Source organism: Pyxidicoccus fallax, assembly GCF_012933655.1.
Taxonomy (GTDB): Bacteria; Myxococcota; Myxococcia; order Myxococcales; family Myxococcaceae; genus Myxococcus; species Myxococcus fallax.
The window spans coordinates 22,676-36,343 of the sequence record NZ_JABBJJ010000099.1 but is presented as its reverse complement, the minus strand read 5'-3'; the positions used below and the strand labels follow the sequence as shown (position 1 = coordinate 36,343).

At 69.8% G+C, this 13,668-nt stretch carries 16 protein-coding genes; 10 read left to right on the top strand and 6 right to left on the bottom strand.

The window, feature by feature from the left end; all coding sequences use genetic code 11:
• The coding region (locus HG543_RS21830) for an alpha/beta fold hydrolase (RefSeq protein WP_169346760.1) at window positions 1-328 on the top strand (328 nt) is incomplete at its 5' end.
• Window positions 329-343: 15 nt separating this feature from the next.
• Here HG543_RS21830 and HG543_RS21825 read toward each other — a convergent pair.
• The gene (locus HG543_RS21825; RefSeq protein ID WP_169346759.1) at window positions 344-1,477 is read right to left on the bottom strand and encodes a tetratricopeptide repeat protein; all 1,134 of its coding nucleotides are present in this window, start codon (window positions 1,475-1,477) and stop codon (window positions 344-346) included.
• An 89-nt stretch (window positions 1,478-1,566) separates the two neighbouring features.
• Between HG543_RS21825 and HG543_RS21820 the strand changes: the two genes are divergently transcribed.
• Both HG543_RS21820 and HG543_RS21815 read left to right on the top strand, forming a co-directional pair.
• A complete protein-coding gene (locus HG543_RS21820; RefSeq protein WP_169346725.1) occupies window positions 1,567-2,094 on the top strand; it encodes a hypothetical protein in 528 nt (175 codons plus the stop codon).
• A 533-nt stretch (window positions 2,095-2,627) separates the two neighbouring features.
• A complete protein-coding gene (locus HG543_RS21815) occupies window positions 2,628-3,980 on the top strand; it encodes an NHL repeat-containing protein (protein WP_169346758.1) in 1,353 nt (450 codons plus the stop codon).
• On the opposite strand, the gene HG543_RS21810 is transcribed toward HG543_RS21815, so the two are convergent.
• Complete coding sequence (locus tag HG543_RS21810) at window positions 3,956-4,342, bottom strand: hypothetical protein (RefSeq protein ID WP_169346757.1); 387 nt, start codon at window positions 4,340-4,342, stop codon at window positions 3,956-3,958. The two genes, HG543_RS21815 and HG543_RS21810, sit on opposite strands and share 25 nt — an antisense overlap.
• 49 nt (window positions 4,343-4,391) lie before the next feature.
• On the opposite strand from HG543_RS21810, the gene HG543_RS21805 reads away from it, so the two are divergent.
• Entirely contained in the window at window positions 4,392-4,745 is a 354-nt protein-coding gene (locus HG543_RS21805) for an alpha/beta fold hydrolase (RefSeq protein ID WP_343073409.1), read from the top strand.
• Window positions 4,746-4,751: 6 nt separating this feature from the next.
• Here the strand turns inward: HG543_RS21805 and HG543_RS21800 are convergent, their stop codons facing one another.
• Together HG543_RS21800 and HG543_RS21795 are read right to left on the bottom strand one after the other, a co-directional pair.
• On the bottom strand, window positions 4,752-5,855 hold the full coding sequence (locus tag HG543_RS21800; RefSeq protein ID WP_169346756.1) for an ankyrin repeat domain-containing protein: 1,104 nt from the start codon (window positions 5,853-5,855) through the stop codon (window positions 4,752-4,754).
• Entirely contained in the window at window positions 5,852-6,373 is a 522-nt protein-coding gene (locus HG543_RS21795; protein ID WP_246357206.1) for a hypothetical protein, read from the bottom strand. Before HG543_RS21795 ends, HG543_RS21800 begins: the two co-directional genes overlap by 4 nt.
• Before the next feature lie 212 nt (window positions 6,374-6,585).
• On the opposite strand from HG543_RS21795, the gene HG543_RS21790 reads away from it, so the two are divergent.
• From HG543_RS21790 to HG543_RS21775, 4 genes are all read left to right on the top strand, one after another.
• Window positions 6,586-7,770 (top strand): sialidase family protein, encoded by a 1,185-nt coding sequence (locus tag HG543_RS21790; protein ID WP_169346754.1) that lies wholly within the window; start codon window positions 6,586-6,588, stop codon window positions 7,768-7,770.
• 38 nt (window positions 7,771-7,808) lie between these two features.
• Entirely contained in the window at window positions 7,809-7,955 is a 147-nt protein-coding gene (locus HG543_RS21785; RefSeq protein ID WP_169346753.1) for a VOC family protein, read from the top strand.
• A 107-nt stretch (window positions 7,956-8,062) separates the two neighbouring features.
• On the top strand, window positions 8,063-9,097 hold the full coding sequence (locus HG543_RS21780) for an aldo/keto reductase (protein WP_169346752.1): 1,035 nt from the start codon (window positions 8,063-8,065) through the stop codon (window positions 9,095-9,097).
• Between the two features lie 44 nt (window positions 9,098-9,141).
• Window positions 9,142-10,053 (top strand): LysR substrate-binding domain-containing protein, encoded by a 912-nt coding sequence (locus HG543_RS21775; RefSeq protein WP_169346751.1) that lies wholly within the window; start codon window positions 9,142-9,144, stop codon window positions 10,051-10,053.
• Between the two features lies 1 nt (window position 10,054).
• On the opposite strand, the gene HG543_RS21770 is transcribed toward HG543_RS21775, so the two are convergent.
• On the bottom strand, window positions 10,055-11,047 hold the full coding sequence (locus HG543_RS21770) for a YeiH family protein (protein ID WP_169346750.1): 993 nt from the start codon (window positions 11,045-11,047) through the stop codon (window positions 10,055-10,057).
• A 284-nt stretch (window positions 11,048-11,331) separates the two neighbouring features.
• Between HG543_RS21770 and HG543_RS21765 the strand changes: the two genes are divergently transcribed.
• A complete protein-coding gene (locus HG543_RS21765) occupies window positions 11,332-11,505 on the top strand; it encodes a hypothetical protein (RefSeq protein WP_169346749.1) in 174 nt (57 codons plus the stop codon).
• A complete protein-coding gene (locus HG543_RS21760) occupies window positions 11,495-13,075 on the top strand; it encodes a hypothetical protein (RefSeq protein WP_169346748.1) in 1,581 nt (526 codons plus the stop codon). Before HG543_RS21765 ends, HG543_RS21760 begins: the two co-directional genes overlap by 11 nt.
• A 45-nt stretch (window positions 13,076-13,120) precedes the next feature.
• On the opposite strand, the gene HG543_RS21755 is transcribed toward HG543_RS21760, so the two are convergent.
• On the bottom strand, window positions 13,121-13,639 hold the full coding sequence (locus HG543_RS21755) for a hypothetical protein (protein WP_169346747.1): 519 nt from the start codon (window positions 13,637-13,639) through the stop codon (window positions 13,121-13,123).
• Window positions 13,640-13,668: the final 29 nt, after the last annotated feature.

Below are 13,668 nucleotides of genomic sequence, written 5' to 3'. Positions count from 1 at the left end.
GCTGGGGTACGAGCTGATGGCGGTGCCCGGAGGCCGGGACGCGGGGACGCGGGCGTTCAACACGCTGGTGCCCGTCGTGGGGCCGCTGTTCCACCGGCGGGAGCGGCTGGCCGAGGTGAAGGCGCCGGTGCTGCTGGTGTGGGGCGAGAAGGAGGACACCCTGCCCCTGTCGCTCGCGGAGGAGGCGGCGCGGCGGTTTCCGCAGGCGCGGCTCGTGCGCGTGGACGCGGGGCACAGCCCGCACCAGGAGCACCCCGAGCGCGTGCTGCCGGAGCTGAAGACGTTCTTGGATGAGGGGCTGACGCCTCGCGAGGAGCCCCGGGGCTGAGGGGCCTGGCGCCACTCACACCTGCCGCAGGTCCTCCAGCAACGAACCGGCCTGGACTCGCAGGGGGTGGTCCGGGGGCAGGGCCTCCTCGACCTGTCGCCCCAGCTCGCGCGCCTCGGGGAGGCGGTTGCCCTTGACGTACGCCAGGATGAGATTGAGCGCGGTCTCGGGCAGCTCGGGAGCGAGCCGCCGCGCGGTCTCCAGCGCCTCGGTGGCGCGCGGCAGGTGGCGCTGGCCCTCGGACAGCAAGCAGATGCCGAGGTGCGTGAGAGGCTTCCAATCCTCCGGCGCCAGCGAGATGGCCTCTTCATAGGCACGCACGGCCGCGGGCATGTCCGGAGGAAGCAGGGCCCTGCAGGCCTCGGCCTCCAGCAGCTTGAGCTCCACCGAGCGCAATCCCTTGTCCCAGCCCGCTCGCAAGAGCTTGAGGGCGTCGCGATTGCGTTTGCGCTCCATGAGCTCCGAGGCTTCCCGCAGCAGCGCCGAAACGGGGTCCTCGGGCCCCGCCCCCGTGAGGGGTTGGCTCGCGTCCAGCGTCGCGCGCAGGAGCCGGGACTCGGGCAACAGGCGCAGCCCCAGCTCCAGGATGCGCCGCGCCGAGCGGGCCTTTCCCCGACGCTCGAGCAGCTGCGCCAACACCCAGTAGCCGCGCGAGTCCCTGGGGTCCAACCGCAAGGCGCGGACGAACTGGTGGACGGCGGCCCGGTCCCGCTGCTCCAGGTCCAGCGCATGCCCCAATTCCAGGCGAAAGGCGGCCATCTCCGGCTTGAGCGCCACGGCCTTCTCATGCGCCGCGCGGGCCTCCGGGACCTGCCTCAGGGCCAGCAGCGCCAATCCCAGGCCGTGCCAGGCCTCGGCGGGGACCGGGGGCTGTTGAGTCACTGACAGATAGAGATTGCGTGCGCCCGCGAAGTCCTCGCGCAGGAGCGCCGCGGTGGCACGCATCATCACGACTTCCTGCCGTGACTTCGGGGACCTCACCCGTGACAGCAATTGCTCGGCCTGGTCGGGCCTGCCCTCCGCCAGGGCGATTCTGGCCGAGACGAGCAGGGCCTCCTCGTCATCGGGCTGCTGGACCAGCCTGCGCGTCGCGGCCGTGAGCGCCTCCTGGAGACGTCCCTCCGCCAGCAATTGTCTGAGTGATTGCATTGTCACGCTCCGCGCATACCCGCCGCATGGGATTGATCGGCCCCAAAGGTCAGGTATGCTATGCAAACCATTGGCTTCAGGAGCAAACCATGCCATCACAGGTCGGTCGATCCCCTGGAACCCGCCTGCAGGTCCCCGTATCCCATGTTCCCGCGCGGGGCACGACTCCGGCCGCGCCAGCCCGGACGACGTCCTCCGCGCCCGCGTCGGGGGCGCCCAACCCCCATCTCTCCGACTACTCGCAGACCAACAGGCTGCGCGGGCAGATTGACCAGCAGGCGCGGAACAACCCGAGCTTCTATGGCTCGCTCGTCGGCGGGGTCAACGACCTCCTCCGGAGGGGAGCCTTTGGCATCTCTCCCGCGTCTCACCAGAGCGTCATGACCAACCTGGAGCGGGTGCACAATGGGACCATGCGCCAGTCCACGGCGCACTTCCGGGAGGCGCGGACCTTCGCCCGGGACACCATCGAGAGCTACCGCCACGGCCGGTTCATCCAGGGAGAGATGGAGCGAACGGGTGTGATGCTCAATACCCTTGGCGGCCTCGGGATGGGCGCACTGGAGTTCGGCGGGGACATGGTCGACGCAGTCCGGAGGCGGCTGGGCGGCCGGTGACCGGGCCTACCTGCGATGACCACGGGCCCTTCCGTGTAGAGCGTGTCGCACTCGAAGTCGCCGCCCACGAAGAGCTGGCGGCCCTGGGGGTTCGCGGCCTTCCCCTTCACCTTCAGGCGCCGCCCGGTGCAGCGGCGTGTCGTAGCGGAAGGGCGCATGGATGTCGACGCCATGCTCCATCAAGAGCTGGATGAGCTCGACGTTGTTCTCGTACTGCTGCTCCGTCACGTGCTCACCCCTTGCCGGGCCGCGCGCAACAACCACGTGAGCGCGACCTCGGGCCGCCCCACCAGGATACACGCGTCGCGGAGGTCCCCAGTCCACTTGTGACGACGAGGATCAGGGCTCCACGAAGCGAACTCCTCGCCATCCTTCTCTGCTTTCCCTGTCGACCGCGCCAGGACGCGCGCATTTGTCGCGCCTGAACAAAATCTGCTGTTGGCAACAACCAGAAAGCACGCGGCAGGCTATATCTCTCGAAGAGCATGTTGGATGAGTGGCCGGCTCCATGCTCCTGAAGGGGGATTCACACCATGAAACGTTGGACCTGGGTGCCGCCACTCCTGGCGGCGGTTTGGGTGGGCTGTGGCAGTGGTGGGGAGAGCCAGCCGCACATCAATGAGGGCGAGCAGAACCCGACGAAGCAGACCCGCATCCGCGCGACCTTCCCGGACGGTGAGCCCGTCGTGGACGCGCTCGTGCTGCTGGATGGCGCGGAGGCCGGCCGCACCGACACCGCGGGCTCGCTGGCGCTCGACGTGTCCTCGTCGGGGGAACACCAGCTCGAGCTGAAGGTGGAGCAGGAGGACGGCGTCTTCTCCCGCGACGTGCAGAGCATCCGGCTGACGCCAGATGGGCAGGAGGTGGCCATCAGTCTGCCCCGGCCGGTCCGCATGCTCCCGCCGCTCCAGGTGACCACCTCTCTGGTGCACCTCAACTGGCAGCGCAGCCAGGAGCGCGGCTTCCGTGAGTACAAGGTCTACGCCAACTTCACGCCCGCCTTCGACGAGAAGAATGGCACGCTCGTCTTCGTGGGCACCGACGTCGACGTGGTGGACTTCCAGCTCACGGGTATCAACCATGGCGGCCTCCCCATCGTCGCGGCCCGCCGCGACCTCTACTTCCGCGTCTTCGTGCTCGACAAGGACGGCTCGATGGCCGGCAGCAACATCCTCCATGTGCGGACGCCGAACTGGGAGAACGAGCACAACTTCACCCGCTTCTACCGGCTGACCCGGGAACGCAACTTCGCGGGCGCCCGGCCGATTTTCGGCGTCGCCTTCGACGGCACCGCGCTGTGGTTCCTGTACCGCGAGGAGGTCGGCGGCATGTACGACAACGACCGACTCAAGCTCGTCCGGCGTGACCCGGAGACGCTGCAGGTGCTGAAGGAGATTGCCTTCGAGGACTACCGGCTGCCCCGGGGCATGACGTGGGACGGCGCCTCGCTCTGGGTGTACTTCGACCACCACGGGGATGGCCGGCTCGTGAACTTCGACCCGACCACCGGCGCGCGCGGCGAGGGCTTCGTGGCGATGGGGGGGGCGGAGTCCATCGCCTGGACAGGCAGTCACCTTCTGCTGTCCATGGGCCATCTCCGGGGACAGATTGAGCGCGTCGACCCCGTGACGGGAGGCGTCGCGGGAAGCCTGAGCAATCCCTTCAACCAGGCAGCCGGGAGCCGCGCCCTGGGCGTCGCCTACCGCCCTGGCGAAACCTGGGTGAGCAACATGTTTGTGCCCGACCTGGTCATCATCAACGACGCGGGAGACCATATCGGTGTCGTCAACGATAACTCCCGCTTCGCTCACATGACCTTCATGGGCGACAAGCTCGTGGGTGTCACCGAGAGCTCGCAGGTCTACGTGATGAAGCTCACGGAGTAACGAGCGGACGCGCCGGCGCGCCGGGTTCTCCTCCCGAGCGCGCCGGCGACGCGCGAGGGACTACAGCGTCTCGCCCAGCAGCATCGTGGGGACGCCGTGCTCTGGATGATGAAGCGGTTGCGGGGCGCGGTGAGGATGACATTCCTGAAGCGCGCCTCACGCCAGGGGTCGTAGGCCATTTCGTACAGCCATGCGGAGTTCGTCGGCGGCGCCTCGCCCGCCTGTGGCGAGGCCCGCTCCCCGAGGATGAACGCGCTGTACCGGTCGAAGGCCTTGCGGATGCTCCCCCCGTTGGGCGTCACGTGGTTCCAGAAGCCGGGCCGGGCGTAGTTGACCTCGGCCGCCTGGGCAATCAGCGACATGGCCCACAGGTGGAACAGCGAGTCACCGATGGGTGGGTCGTCGGGAAGAATGCCTCCGGCGCCGGCGCCGCTGGGCGAGCGGACGGGCGCGCTGGGGTACGAGCTGATGGCGGTGCCCGGAGGCCGGGACGCGGGGACGCGGGCGTTCAACACGCTGGTGCCCGTCGTGGGGCCGCTGTTCCACCGGCGGGAGCGGCTGGCCGAGGTGAAGGCGCCGATGCTGCTCGTGTGGGGCGAGAAGGAGGACACCCTGCCCCTGTCGCTCGCGGAGGAAGCGGCGCGGAGGTTCCCCCAGGCGCGGCTCGTGCGCGTGGACGCGGGGCACAGCCCGCACCAGGAGCACCCCGAGCGCGTGCTGCCGGAGCTGAAGGCGTTCCTGGATGCGGGACTGGCGGGTCCGTAGTCCGCGCTACTTGTCGACTCGCTCCTTCACGTCGAACCTGCCGGCCTTCACCTGGTGCTTGTCCACCGTCAGGGTGTCGGCCGCCAGCACGCCGCGGACCTCCAGGCTGTAGTCGTTGTAGACGGCCTCGACGAGGCGGGCCCGGAGGTCTCCTCCGATGACCACGGGCCCTTCCGTGTAGAGCGTGTCGCACTCGAAGTCGCCACCCACGAAAATCTGGCGGCCCTGGGGGTTCGCGGCCTTCCCCTTCACCTTCAGGCTCCCCGTCACCATCAGCGCGCCCACACTCAGGTTTCCGTCGACCTCCAGGTCGCCATGGTGGACGGAGATATTCTTGGAGACCTTCTTGACCGTCTTCGCCTTGGGCGCGCGGGTCGAGACCTTCTGGATGAGGTCGATGCAGGCGAAGAGGAGCTGGGGCCGCGTGTTCCCGTGCTCCTGGATGCTCTCGTGGAACTGGTCGATGGTGACCGAGTGCTCCTCGACGAAGATGCTGTCCATGAACGTCTTCAGGAACTCCCAGTCCCAGGGAGCAAGACCTTCCGGCGCGGAGCCAGACAGGTAGCGGGTGACGTTCTCCTCGGAGAGGTCCTTCAACTTCTTCGGAGGTGGCGGCCGCTGCGACTTCGTCTTCTTCAACAGCTCGACCAACAGCGGGACGACGTTCTTGCTGTGCCTCGAGCTTCGGGCGGCCGACAGGACGCTCGTTCCGCCCGGGGTCTTCCCTCGTGGGTCCGCCCCCTGCTCGATGAGGAACCGGACCACGCGGTCGGCGCCGAACTCCGCCGCCCGGTGCAGCGGCGTGTCGTAGCGGAAGGGCGCATGGATGTCGACGCCATGCTCCATCAGGAGCTGGATGAGCTCGACGTTGTTCTGGGTCACCGCGATGGCCAGCGGCGTGTGGTTGTTGATGGTCTTGAAGTCGAGGCTCACGCCCTGGGAGAGCAGCTGACGAATCTTCCCGAGGACCTCCGCGTTGTGGTCCTGCGCCTTGCGCAGGACCGCGAGGTACTCGGCCTCCGCCATCTCGACCCGGTTGTAGGTCTCGATGTAGTGCAGGTCGTTGATCTCCCGGATGAGTCTTTCCAGTTCGTATTGTCGTTCCGTCACTTGCTCACCTCTTCCCGGGCTGTGCGCAACAACCGCGTGAGCTCGACCCGCGCTCGCGTCCTCGCCTCCTTGTCCTCCTCCTCCAATCCCTGCTGGTAAAGCCAGGCCGTCACCATGGCCTTCGCCGCGGCCTTTGCCCGCGCCCAGGGCTCGGTCTCGTCATCCACTTCACCGGTGCTCACGGCGGCCCACGCCTCGCAGAGGTGACTGGCGGAATCCGCGAACGCCGCGGCCGCGGGCCGCCTCGCCAGGATGCACTCGTTGCGCAGGTCCCCCAGCCCACTCGCGACGATGTGGGACTGACGAGGAACCTCCGAGCACGCCCGGGCGAACAACGCGGCGGCGGGCTCGCTGCCTTCGATATGGGCGGCACACAGCCGCAACCACTCCGCGCACGTCTGAAAGGCTCGCGCGTCGGGGAAGCTGGCCGTCAGCGATCCCAGGAGCGGATAGAGGTGCTCGGAACCCCGCCATGCAGCGTCGACGGACTCGAAGGGGAAGCCCGCCTCGTGAAACATGGAGAGCATCCGCGTACCAGGCGATGGGGTCGTCACCCGGCGGAGTCTCACGGACAGGCAGGAAGCCACGAAGTGAAATCCGATGGCACCTGCGCGACGCCGCGAGCCGACCCCGGACGAGCACGCCCGCGCCGCCGCATGAATGACATGTTTGTCACGGATTTCTGTTCTGACGTTGAGTATGCCGGCTTCGTTGCGGCACCCTGGCCGCCATGAACTCTCCCCAGCCCTTCGCGGCCCGCCGTTCATCCCGACTCTCCCTGACACTGGCCCTCGTCGCGGTGTCCTTCTTCGCGTGCGCGCCCGAGGCGCCCGCTCCGGAAGAAGAGGCGTCCCTCGAACAGAGGGAGGCGGCGCTCCCCACGGGAGGCTGGCGGGTCCTGATGGCGAGCGGTGGCGCGCCGGTCCGGCACATCACCCGCCGCTCCGACGGCCTGCTGATTGGCGGGGTGAGCGCGGGGACGCGCATCGACGTCTGGACGAGCGCCGATAACAGCGCGAGCTGGCGGCTTCATGGCTCCGTCGCCAACAACCCGGCCGTGCAGTTCGGCGACGTGATGATGCGAGCCATCCCCGGCACGCGAACCATCTTCTGTGCCTTCCGCGAGCTCGCGAATGGGCAGTGGCGCATCACCATCACCCGCAGCGACAACGATGGTGACCACTGGGTCTACGACAGCACCGTCATCGGCCCCGTCAGCCGCTTCGTCGGCGCGCCGTACCTCTTCCAGCGCGCGAACGGCGACCTGCAGGTCTACTACGACTCCGAGCCACTCGCCGCGCAGCGCGGCTACCCCGGCCACCAGTGGATTGCCATGCAGGGCCGCCGCGGCACCACCGGCGCCTGGACGGCCTACGGCGTCGTCGCGGTGGCGTGGGACAAGCGCGCCGGGGCCCTCAACCGCGAGGGCATGCCCACCGTCGTGCAGCTCGGCGGAGACCGCCTCATGGTCGTCGTCGAGGGCGTCGAGCCCTTCCCCACCGGCGGCGCCCACGCCAACGTCATCAATGCCGTCCAGTCGTGGGACGGCGGCAAGACGTGGGACGAGTCACTGCGGCGCACCGTCTACCGCTCCCGCGTCGACCCGGGCTCGGGGCGGCGGTACAACGCCTACGTCCCCTCGGCCATCCGCGTGGGTAACGGCCCCGTGGGCGTCGCGTTCTGCACCGACGAGGACAAGGCGGGCCCGCCCGATTACTCCAACATGCCCGCCCACGAGCGCCACTGCCACGTCGGCTACGTCAGCACCACCGTCAACTTCGAGACCTGGTCCACCCCGAGCGCCGTGTGGACCGCGACTTCGCGCAACTACACGCCGGGCCTGTTCGAGCGCGCCTTCAACGACGTCATCGTGTTGATTGACGCGCTCGGGGACAACCGCGTGCTCCAGCGGTAGCGAAGCACACCCAGGGCTTCTTCAAGTCCGGCTTCGTCGTGGCGGACATCGACAGCGTGTACCAGCGGCTGCGAGCGTGGGGCGTGACGCTGGCCCACGGGCTGGGCCGTCCACCGGATGGACCCTACCGCGCCTTCGGCGTGAGGGCCCCCGAGGGCAATCTGTTGCGGTTCTTCGGCCCCTGAACGACGCGCCCACCGCATCCGGTCGGAACCGGACATCCCCTCCCACCGACGCTACCGCGCCGCGTCGCAGTCATTACCCTGCTCCTCGATCCCCGGAGGAGCACCGCATGGACTCGTCGCGTCGGAAGTTCCTGAAGCTCGCGGGCGTGGCCGCCGTCGCCACCCAGGTGGGAGTTGCTGGCGAGACCGAAGCCGCCCAGGGCAGTGCCGCCCCCAGCCCCGATGCCATCCCCATGCGGCCCTTCGGCAAGACGGGCGTGAAGGTCTCCGCGCTCGGCGTCGGCGGCTTCCACATCGGCAAGCCGAAGGACGAGCAGGTGGGCATCCGCATCATCCAGCAGGCGCTCGACGCGGGCATCAACTTCATGGACAACGCCTGGGACTACCACCAGGGCCGCTCCGAGGAGGTCATGGGCAAGGCCCTCCAGGGCCGGCGCGACAAGGCCTTCCTCATGACGAAGGTCTGCACGCACGGCCGCGACAAGAACGTGGCCATGCAGCAGTTGGAGCAGTCGCTGAAGCGGCTCCAGACGGACCACGTGGACCTCTGGCAGATTCACGAGGTCGCCTACGCGAACGACCCCGAGCTGCACTTCCAGAAGGGCGGCGTCGTGGAGGCACTGGAGCTGGCGAAGAAGCAGGGCAAGGTGCGCTTCGTCGGCTTCACCGGCCACAAGAGCCCCGAGCTGCACCTGCGCATGCTCAAGCACGGCTTCCCCTTCGACTCGGTGCAGCTGCCGCTCAACGTCTTCGACGGCTCCTTCCGCAGCTTCGAGAAGGAGGTGCTCCCCCTGCTGCTCCAGCGAAAGATTGCCCCCATCGGCATGAAGAGCCTGACGGGCAACGCGAACCCGGTGAAGCAGGGCATCGTGACGGCGCAGGAGGCCATCCGCTACGCCATGAGCCTGCCCGTCGCCGTCACCGTGTCGGGCATGGACTCGGTGGAAATCCTGGAGCAGAACCTCGCCATCGCCCGGGGCTTCAAGCCGATGACGAAGCAGGAGATGGCCGCCCTTCGAGACAAGGTGGCGCCCGTCGCGGCGGACGGGCGCTACGAGCTGTTCAAGACCTCCATGGTCTACGAGGGCAACGAGGGCCGGAAGCAGCACGGCTTCCCGCCCCAGGGCGAGCTGCAGGGCTGAAGGCGCGCTTGCGCGGGAGCGTGGACGGGGCTTGTGTTCCGTCCATGCCTCCCCGACTCGACCCTCGCCGTCTCGAAACCTTCCGCGTGGTGGCCATGACGGGTCAGGTGTCCGCGGCCTCGCGGCTGCTGCACCTGTCCCAGCCGGCCGTCACCGCGCAGGTGCGTCAGCTCGAGCGCGAGTGTGGCCGTCCCCTCCTGGTGCGCACCGCGCGAGGCGTGCGCCTCAACGAGGCCGGGCGCGTGCTGCTGGAGTACGCCCAGCGCCACCACCGGCTCCTGGACGAGGCGGCGCTCGCCGTGGCCGGAGAGGAGACGCTGCGCGGCGAGCTGGCGCTGGCGGCCAGCACCACCGTGGCCAGCTACGTGGTGCCGGACCTGCTGGCGTCCTTCGTGCGAGAGCATCGGGACGTGCAGGTGCGGCTGGAGGTGGGCAACACCGAGCAGGTGCTCGCGTGGGTGGGCGAGGGACGCGTGCCCCTGGGGCTCGTGGAGGGGCATGCCCGTGCTTCGCGCATCCGGCTGGAGCACTACCTCGACGACGAGCTGGTGCCCGTCGTCGCCGAGCGCGCTCCGGTGGAGCTGCTGCGCGTGCGCTCGGCGGAGCTGCTGCGGACGGTGCCCATTCTCTGGCGCGAGCCGGGCTCCGGGACGCGGGCCGTGCTGGAGCGCGCGCTGAAGCGGGCCGGCGTGCGGCCCCGGGGACTCCAGGCCGCGGACATGCAGCTCGGCGGCACCGAGGCCATCAAGGGCGCCGTGGCCGCGGGACTCGGCGTGGGCTTCCTGTCGCGCTGGAGCATCCAGGGCGAGCTGGCCTCGGGCCGCTTCCGCCTGCTGCCGCTGCCGGAGCTGCACGTGGCGCGCGCCTTCTCGTGGGTGCTGCCGGTGGACGCACCCTCGGGTGTCGCGGGCGGCTTCCTGAGACACGCCCGCGCCACGCCGCCCATCCATCCGTGACTCAGGAGATGAGGTGGAGGCGGATGGCGCCCAGGCTCAGGGCGGCCATGACCACCCACAGCGCGAAGCCCTGGAGCAGCGGCCTCGTGCCCACGGAGCGGAGGGCGCTCCGCGAGAGGTTGGCGCCGATGAGGAACAGCGTCAGCACCAGCACGCGCCGCGACACGCCGGCCACGACGTCTCCCGCCGGACGCAGCGCCGGCACCCAGGTGACGAGCGCCGCCGCCGCGATGAACCCGAGGATGAACCAGGGCCAGCGCATCCGTCCCTGAGTCCCCTCCCCGCCCTTCGCGCGCATCCACGCGCCCACCGCCAGCGTCAGCGGGACAATCCAGAGCGCGCGGGCCAGCTTCACGGTGGTGGCCAGCGCCAGGGACTCCGGGCCGAACCGCAGGGCCGCGCCCACCACGGAGCTGGTGTCGTGGATGGCCAGGGCGCTCCACAGGCCGAACTGCCCCGCGTCCAGGCCCAGCGCGTGGCCCACGGGAGGAAAGACGAAGAGGGCCACGGCGTTGAGCAGGAACACCGTGCCCAGCGCGACGGAGACCTCGTGTTCCTTCGGACGCAGCACCGGCACCACCGCGGCGATGGCGCTTCCTCCGCAGATGGCCTTACCGATGCTGATGAGCAGCCCCGCCTCCCGACTCACGCCCAGCGCTCGCGCCAGCAGCGTCCCCAGCAGCAGGCACGTGGCGATGCCCACCACCGTGTAGAGCACGCCCTGGGCCCCCACCTCGGCCACCACCCGAAGGTCCATGCCCGCTCCCAGCCCCATGACGGCGAGCGACAGCAACACCTGGGTGGCCCGACGGGTGAAGGCCGCGTGGGGATTGCCCACCGTCAGCGCCACCGCGATGCCCAGCACCAGCGAGGTGCCCGTGGACACGAAGGGCATCAGGCTGAGAATGGCGCCCAGGGGAACGAGCCAGCGCCCGGCGCTCGGGGCCCCGGGTGAGGCATGAGGGTCGCTGGTGGGGTGGGCCCGGGGATTCATGAGCCTCAAGCTGCTTCCCTCGGCATCAGCCCACCAGACGAAAGGGACGATGAGCCATCAGATTCCCGGATGGCTCGCGCGGGCCCCGGGATGGCGCGGGTGGCATGTCCCTTTCGGGACAAGGCGCCCGTGTGGCGCTGAACCCTCCTGCCCTCGCGCCGGACGCGAGTGTTCCGCGCCGGAGACGCACCTGCCCTCTGCCTCCAATGGTGTCTGGATTTGCCTGGAGCTACCTCGCTCGGGGGCACCCGGCGCGCCTGGGTCGTGCCGGCAGGAGGGGTCGAATGAGACGAAGCATGAGGGTGGCGGGACGGCAGTGGGCCTTCGTCCTGGTGCTGCTGGCTTGCGTGGGCGTGGTGGCCTGCGACGACGACGATGATGAGGGTGACGGCGGGTACGACGGCGGCACGTACGAGGATGCCGGCACGGACGCGGGGGTGTTCGACGGTGGGGGGTGAGACCCGCGCCGAGAGACTCTTCTTCTTCGTCGCGCTGGCGGTGACCGGAGCGGTGCTGTGGCTCGCTCCGGTCCTGCCGTTCCAGGACTACCCCAACCATCTGCACGTCCTGGAGGTGGAGCGGGCCCTGCGCGCGGGAAGCGACAGCGGCTTCCTGCGGGCGCGCGAGGGATGGTTCTTCGGCTACTCGCTCTACCTGCTTCCCTCGCGGGCACTGCCCTGGCTCGGCGTGGAGCAGGCGCTGCGCGTGGTGGTGCTCGTCTCCGCGCTGGGACTGCCGCTGGCGGCGTGGGCCCTGGCGGGAGCGCTGGGCGCGCCGAGGGCGTGGGCGGGGCTGCTCAGCCTACCGCTGGCCCTGTCGTGGCCGCTGCGCATGGGGCTGCTGCCGTATGTGCTCGCGCTGCCGCTGCTGCTGCTCGCCACGCGGTTCCTCGTGCGGGCCCACCGCTCCGGTTTCTCCGTGGCGCTCATGCTCACGGCCTCGGCCTGCTACCTCGCGCACCCGCTGGCCTTCGGCTGGTTGCTGGTGCTGGCGCTCGTCGCGGGGGTGACGCTGGCGACGGCGCGGGTGCGGGCGCTCGCGGGGTCCGCGCTGGCGCTGACGCCCGGGCTCCTCATGGCGGGCTGGGACGTGGTGCACGGCGCCTTCCGCCAGATTCCCGGCACGCACCACACCTGGGAGCCGTCCGCCCTGTACTTCCGCCCCCTCGGTCGGGCCATGGCCCAGCTCGTCACCCGGACGTGGAGCGTCACGGATGGGGCCACCGGGCTGCTGCTCGTGCCCTTCCTGCTGATGCTCGCGTGGCTGACCTTCCTGTGGCTGGGACAGCGGGCTCCGGCATCGCGCGAGCAGCGCTTCTGCGCGGCGGCCGTCGTGCTGGGGATGCTCGCGGGGCTCGTCATGCCGGGCTCGCTCGGGACGACGTGGGCGCTCGGGGAGCGCATGGCCATGCTGGGGCCGCTCTTCCTTCCGCTGGCGGTGGCGGCCACGGCGGCACGGGCCTCGCCGCGCCTGCGGGGGGCCCTGTGCGTGGGCATCGCGCTGGCGCTCGGTGCGGGGCAGGTGGAGGTCACCACGCAGGCGCGTCACCTGGAGCGCATCGTCGGGGACGCGCGCCTGGCCCGGCTGGAGGGGCGCTTCCTCACGTTCCGGGCGAGTGACTGCGAGCACGCGCAGCGCTCGCGGAGCTGGGGGTATTACGACCCCATGCGACACGTGTGGGCCTACGCCCTGGGAGCGGGCGGCGTAACGCCCTACATCTTCGCGTTCGCGCACTATCTGCCCGTCGTCTACGACGGCGACCGATTCGCTCGCGCCCTCCGCGCTCCCGCGGAGTGGGATGCGAATGCATGGAGGCGCAGGGGTGACAGCGCGGACTGCCATCCGTGGGACGTGCGGCAGCTTCGTGGGGCGCTGCGGTACGGTGACTTCGACGGCGTCATCGTGTTCGGCGAGCCCGACCGGATGGAGGCGCTCGCGGGAGCGCTCTCGGACGCGGCGGAGGTGCAGTGGCTCTCAGAGGGAATGCTGCTCCTGCGAAGCGCGCCCGCCCGGGCCTGCACACCGTGACACCCCACGTCCATCCCGCCACGTGACAGCGCTGAAACCCGCGTCTCAGGCCTGACGCGGGTCCTGGGGATGAAACACCGTCAGCAGGCACACCCCGACCTCGGGCGGAAGCAACGCGCGCCATTCCCAGACACCGGAAGCCTCCAACTGCTCGTGCATCCGCGGGCTGCGCTTCAGGCTCAGCAATGACAGGGCAACGTCCGCCCGCTCCCCTTCCGGCACCTGCTCCCGGAGCATCCGCAGCATCGCTCCCAGCTCCTCACCGGGAAGCTCGGGCTCGCTCAGGGCGATGAGCGAGGCCATCATGGAGAAGCGCCGCTCCGCGAGCCCCTGCCACAGATAGGGCAGGAAATCCTCCGGGGGACGCCTCATCGCCGCCAGGGCGAACACCGCGGATTCGCGCGCCGCGTGCGAACGCGCGGTCCTCCGGAACCGCTTCCAGAAGAGCATCCGGAGGGCCGCTGGCATCGCGTCGACCGACGCGCGGTCCGCGGCTCCCGGTGCCGACAGCATGTAATCGGCCCAGGCTTGCTGTTCCCACGTGGCCGCTCGCAGCAGCCGCACGGGCGCCAAGGGTCTCGGTGCAGATGCCT

Bases quoted from the DNA above. Each gene is read 5' to 3' on its own strand.
- HG543_RS21825 (WP_169346759.1), bottom strand. From the start codon at position 1,477: ATGCAATCACTCAGACAATTGCTGGCGGAGGGACGTCTCCAGGAGGCG.
- HG543_RS21820 (WP_169346725.1), top strand. From the start codon at position 1,567: ATGCCATCACAGGTCGGTCGATCCCCTGGAACCCGCCTGCAGGTCCCC.
- HG543_RS21815 (WP_169346758.1), top strand. From the start codon at position 2,628: ATGAAACGTTGGACCTGGGTGCCGCCACTCCTGGCGGCGGTTTGGGTG.
- HG543_RS21810 (WP_169346757.1), bottom strand. From the start codon at position 4,342: ATGTCGCTGATTGCCCAGGCGGCCGAGGTCAACTACGCCCGGCCCGGC.
- HG543_RS21805 (WP_343073409.1), top strand. From the start codon at position 4,392: ATGCCTCCGGCGCCGGCGCCGCTGGGCGAGCGGACGGGCGCGCTGGGG.
- HG543_RS21795 (WP_246357206.1), bottom strand. From the start codon at position 6,373: ATGTTTCACGAGGCGGGCTTCCCCTTCGAGTCCGTCGACGCTGCATGG.
- HG543_RS21790 (WP_169346754.1), top strand. From the start codon at position 6,586: ATGAACTCTCCCCAGCCCTTCGCGGCCCGCCGTTCATCCCGACTCTCC.
- HG543_RS21780 (WP_169346752.1), top strand. From the start codon at position 8,063: ATGGACTCGTCGCGTCGGAAGTTCCTGAAGCTCGCGGGCGTGGCCGCC.
- HG543_RS21775 (WP_169346751.1), top strand. From the start codon at position 9,142: ATGCCTCCCCGACTCGACCCTCGCCGTCTCGAAACCTTCCGCGTGGTG.
- HG543_RS21770 (WP_169346750.1), bottom strand. From the start codon at position 11,047: ATGAATCCCCGGGCCCACCCCACCAGCGACCCTCATGCCTCACCCGGG.
- HG543_RS21765 (WP_169346749.1), top strand. From the start codon at position 11,332: ATGAGACGAAGCATGAGGGTGGCGGGACGGCAGTGGGCCTTCGTCCTG.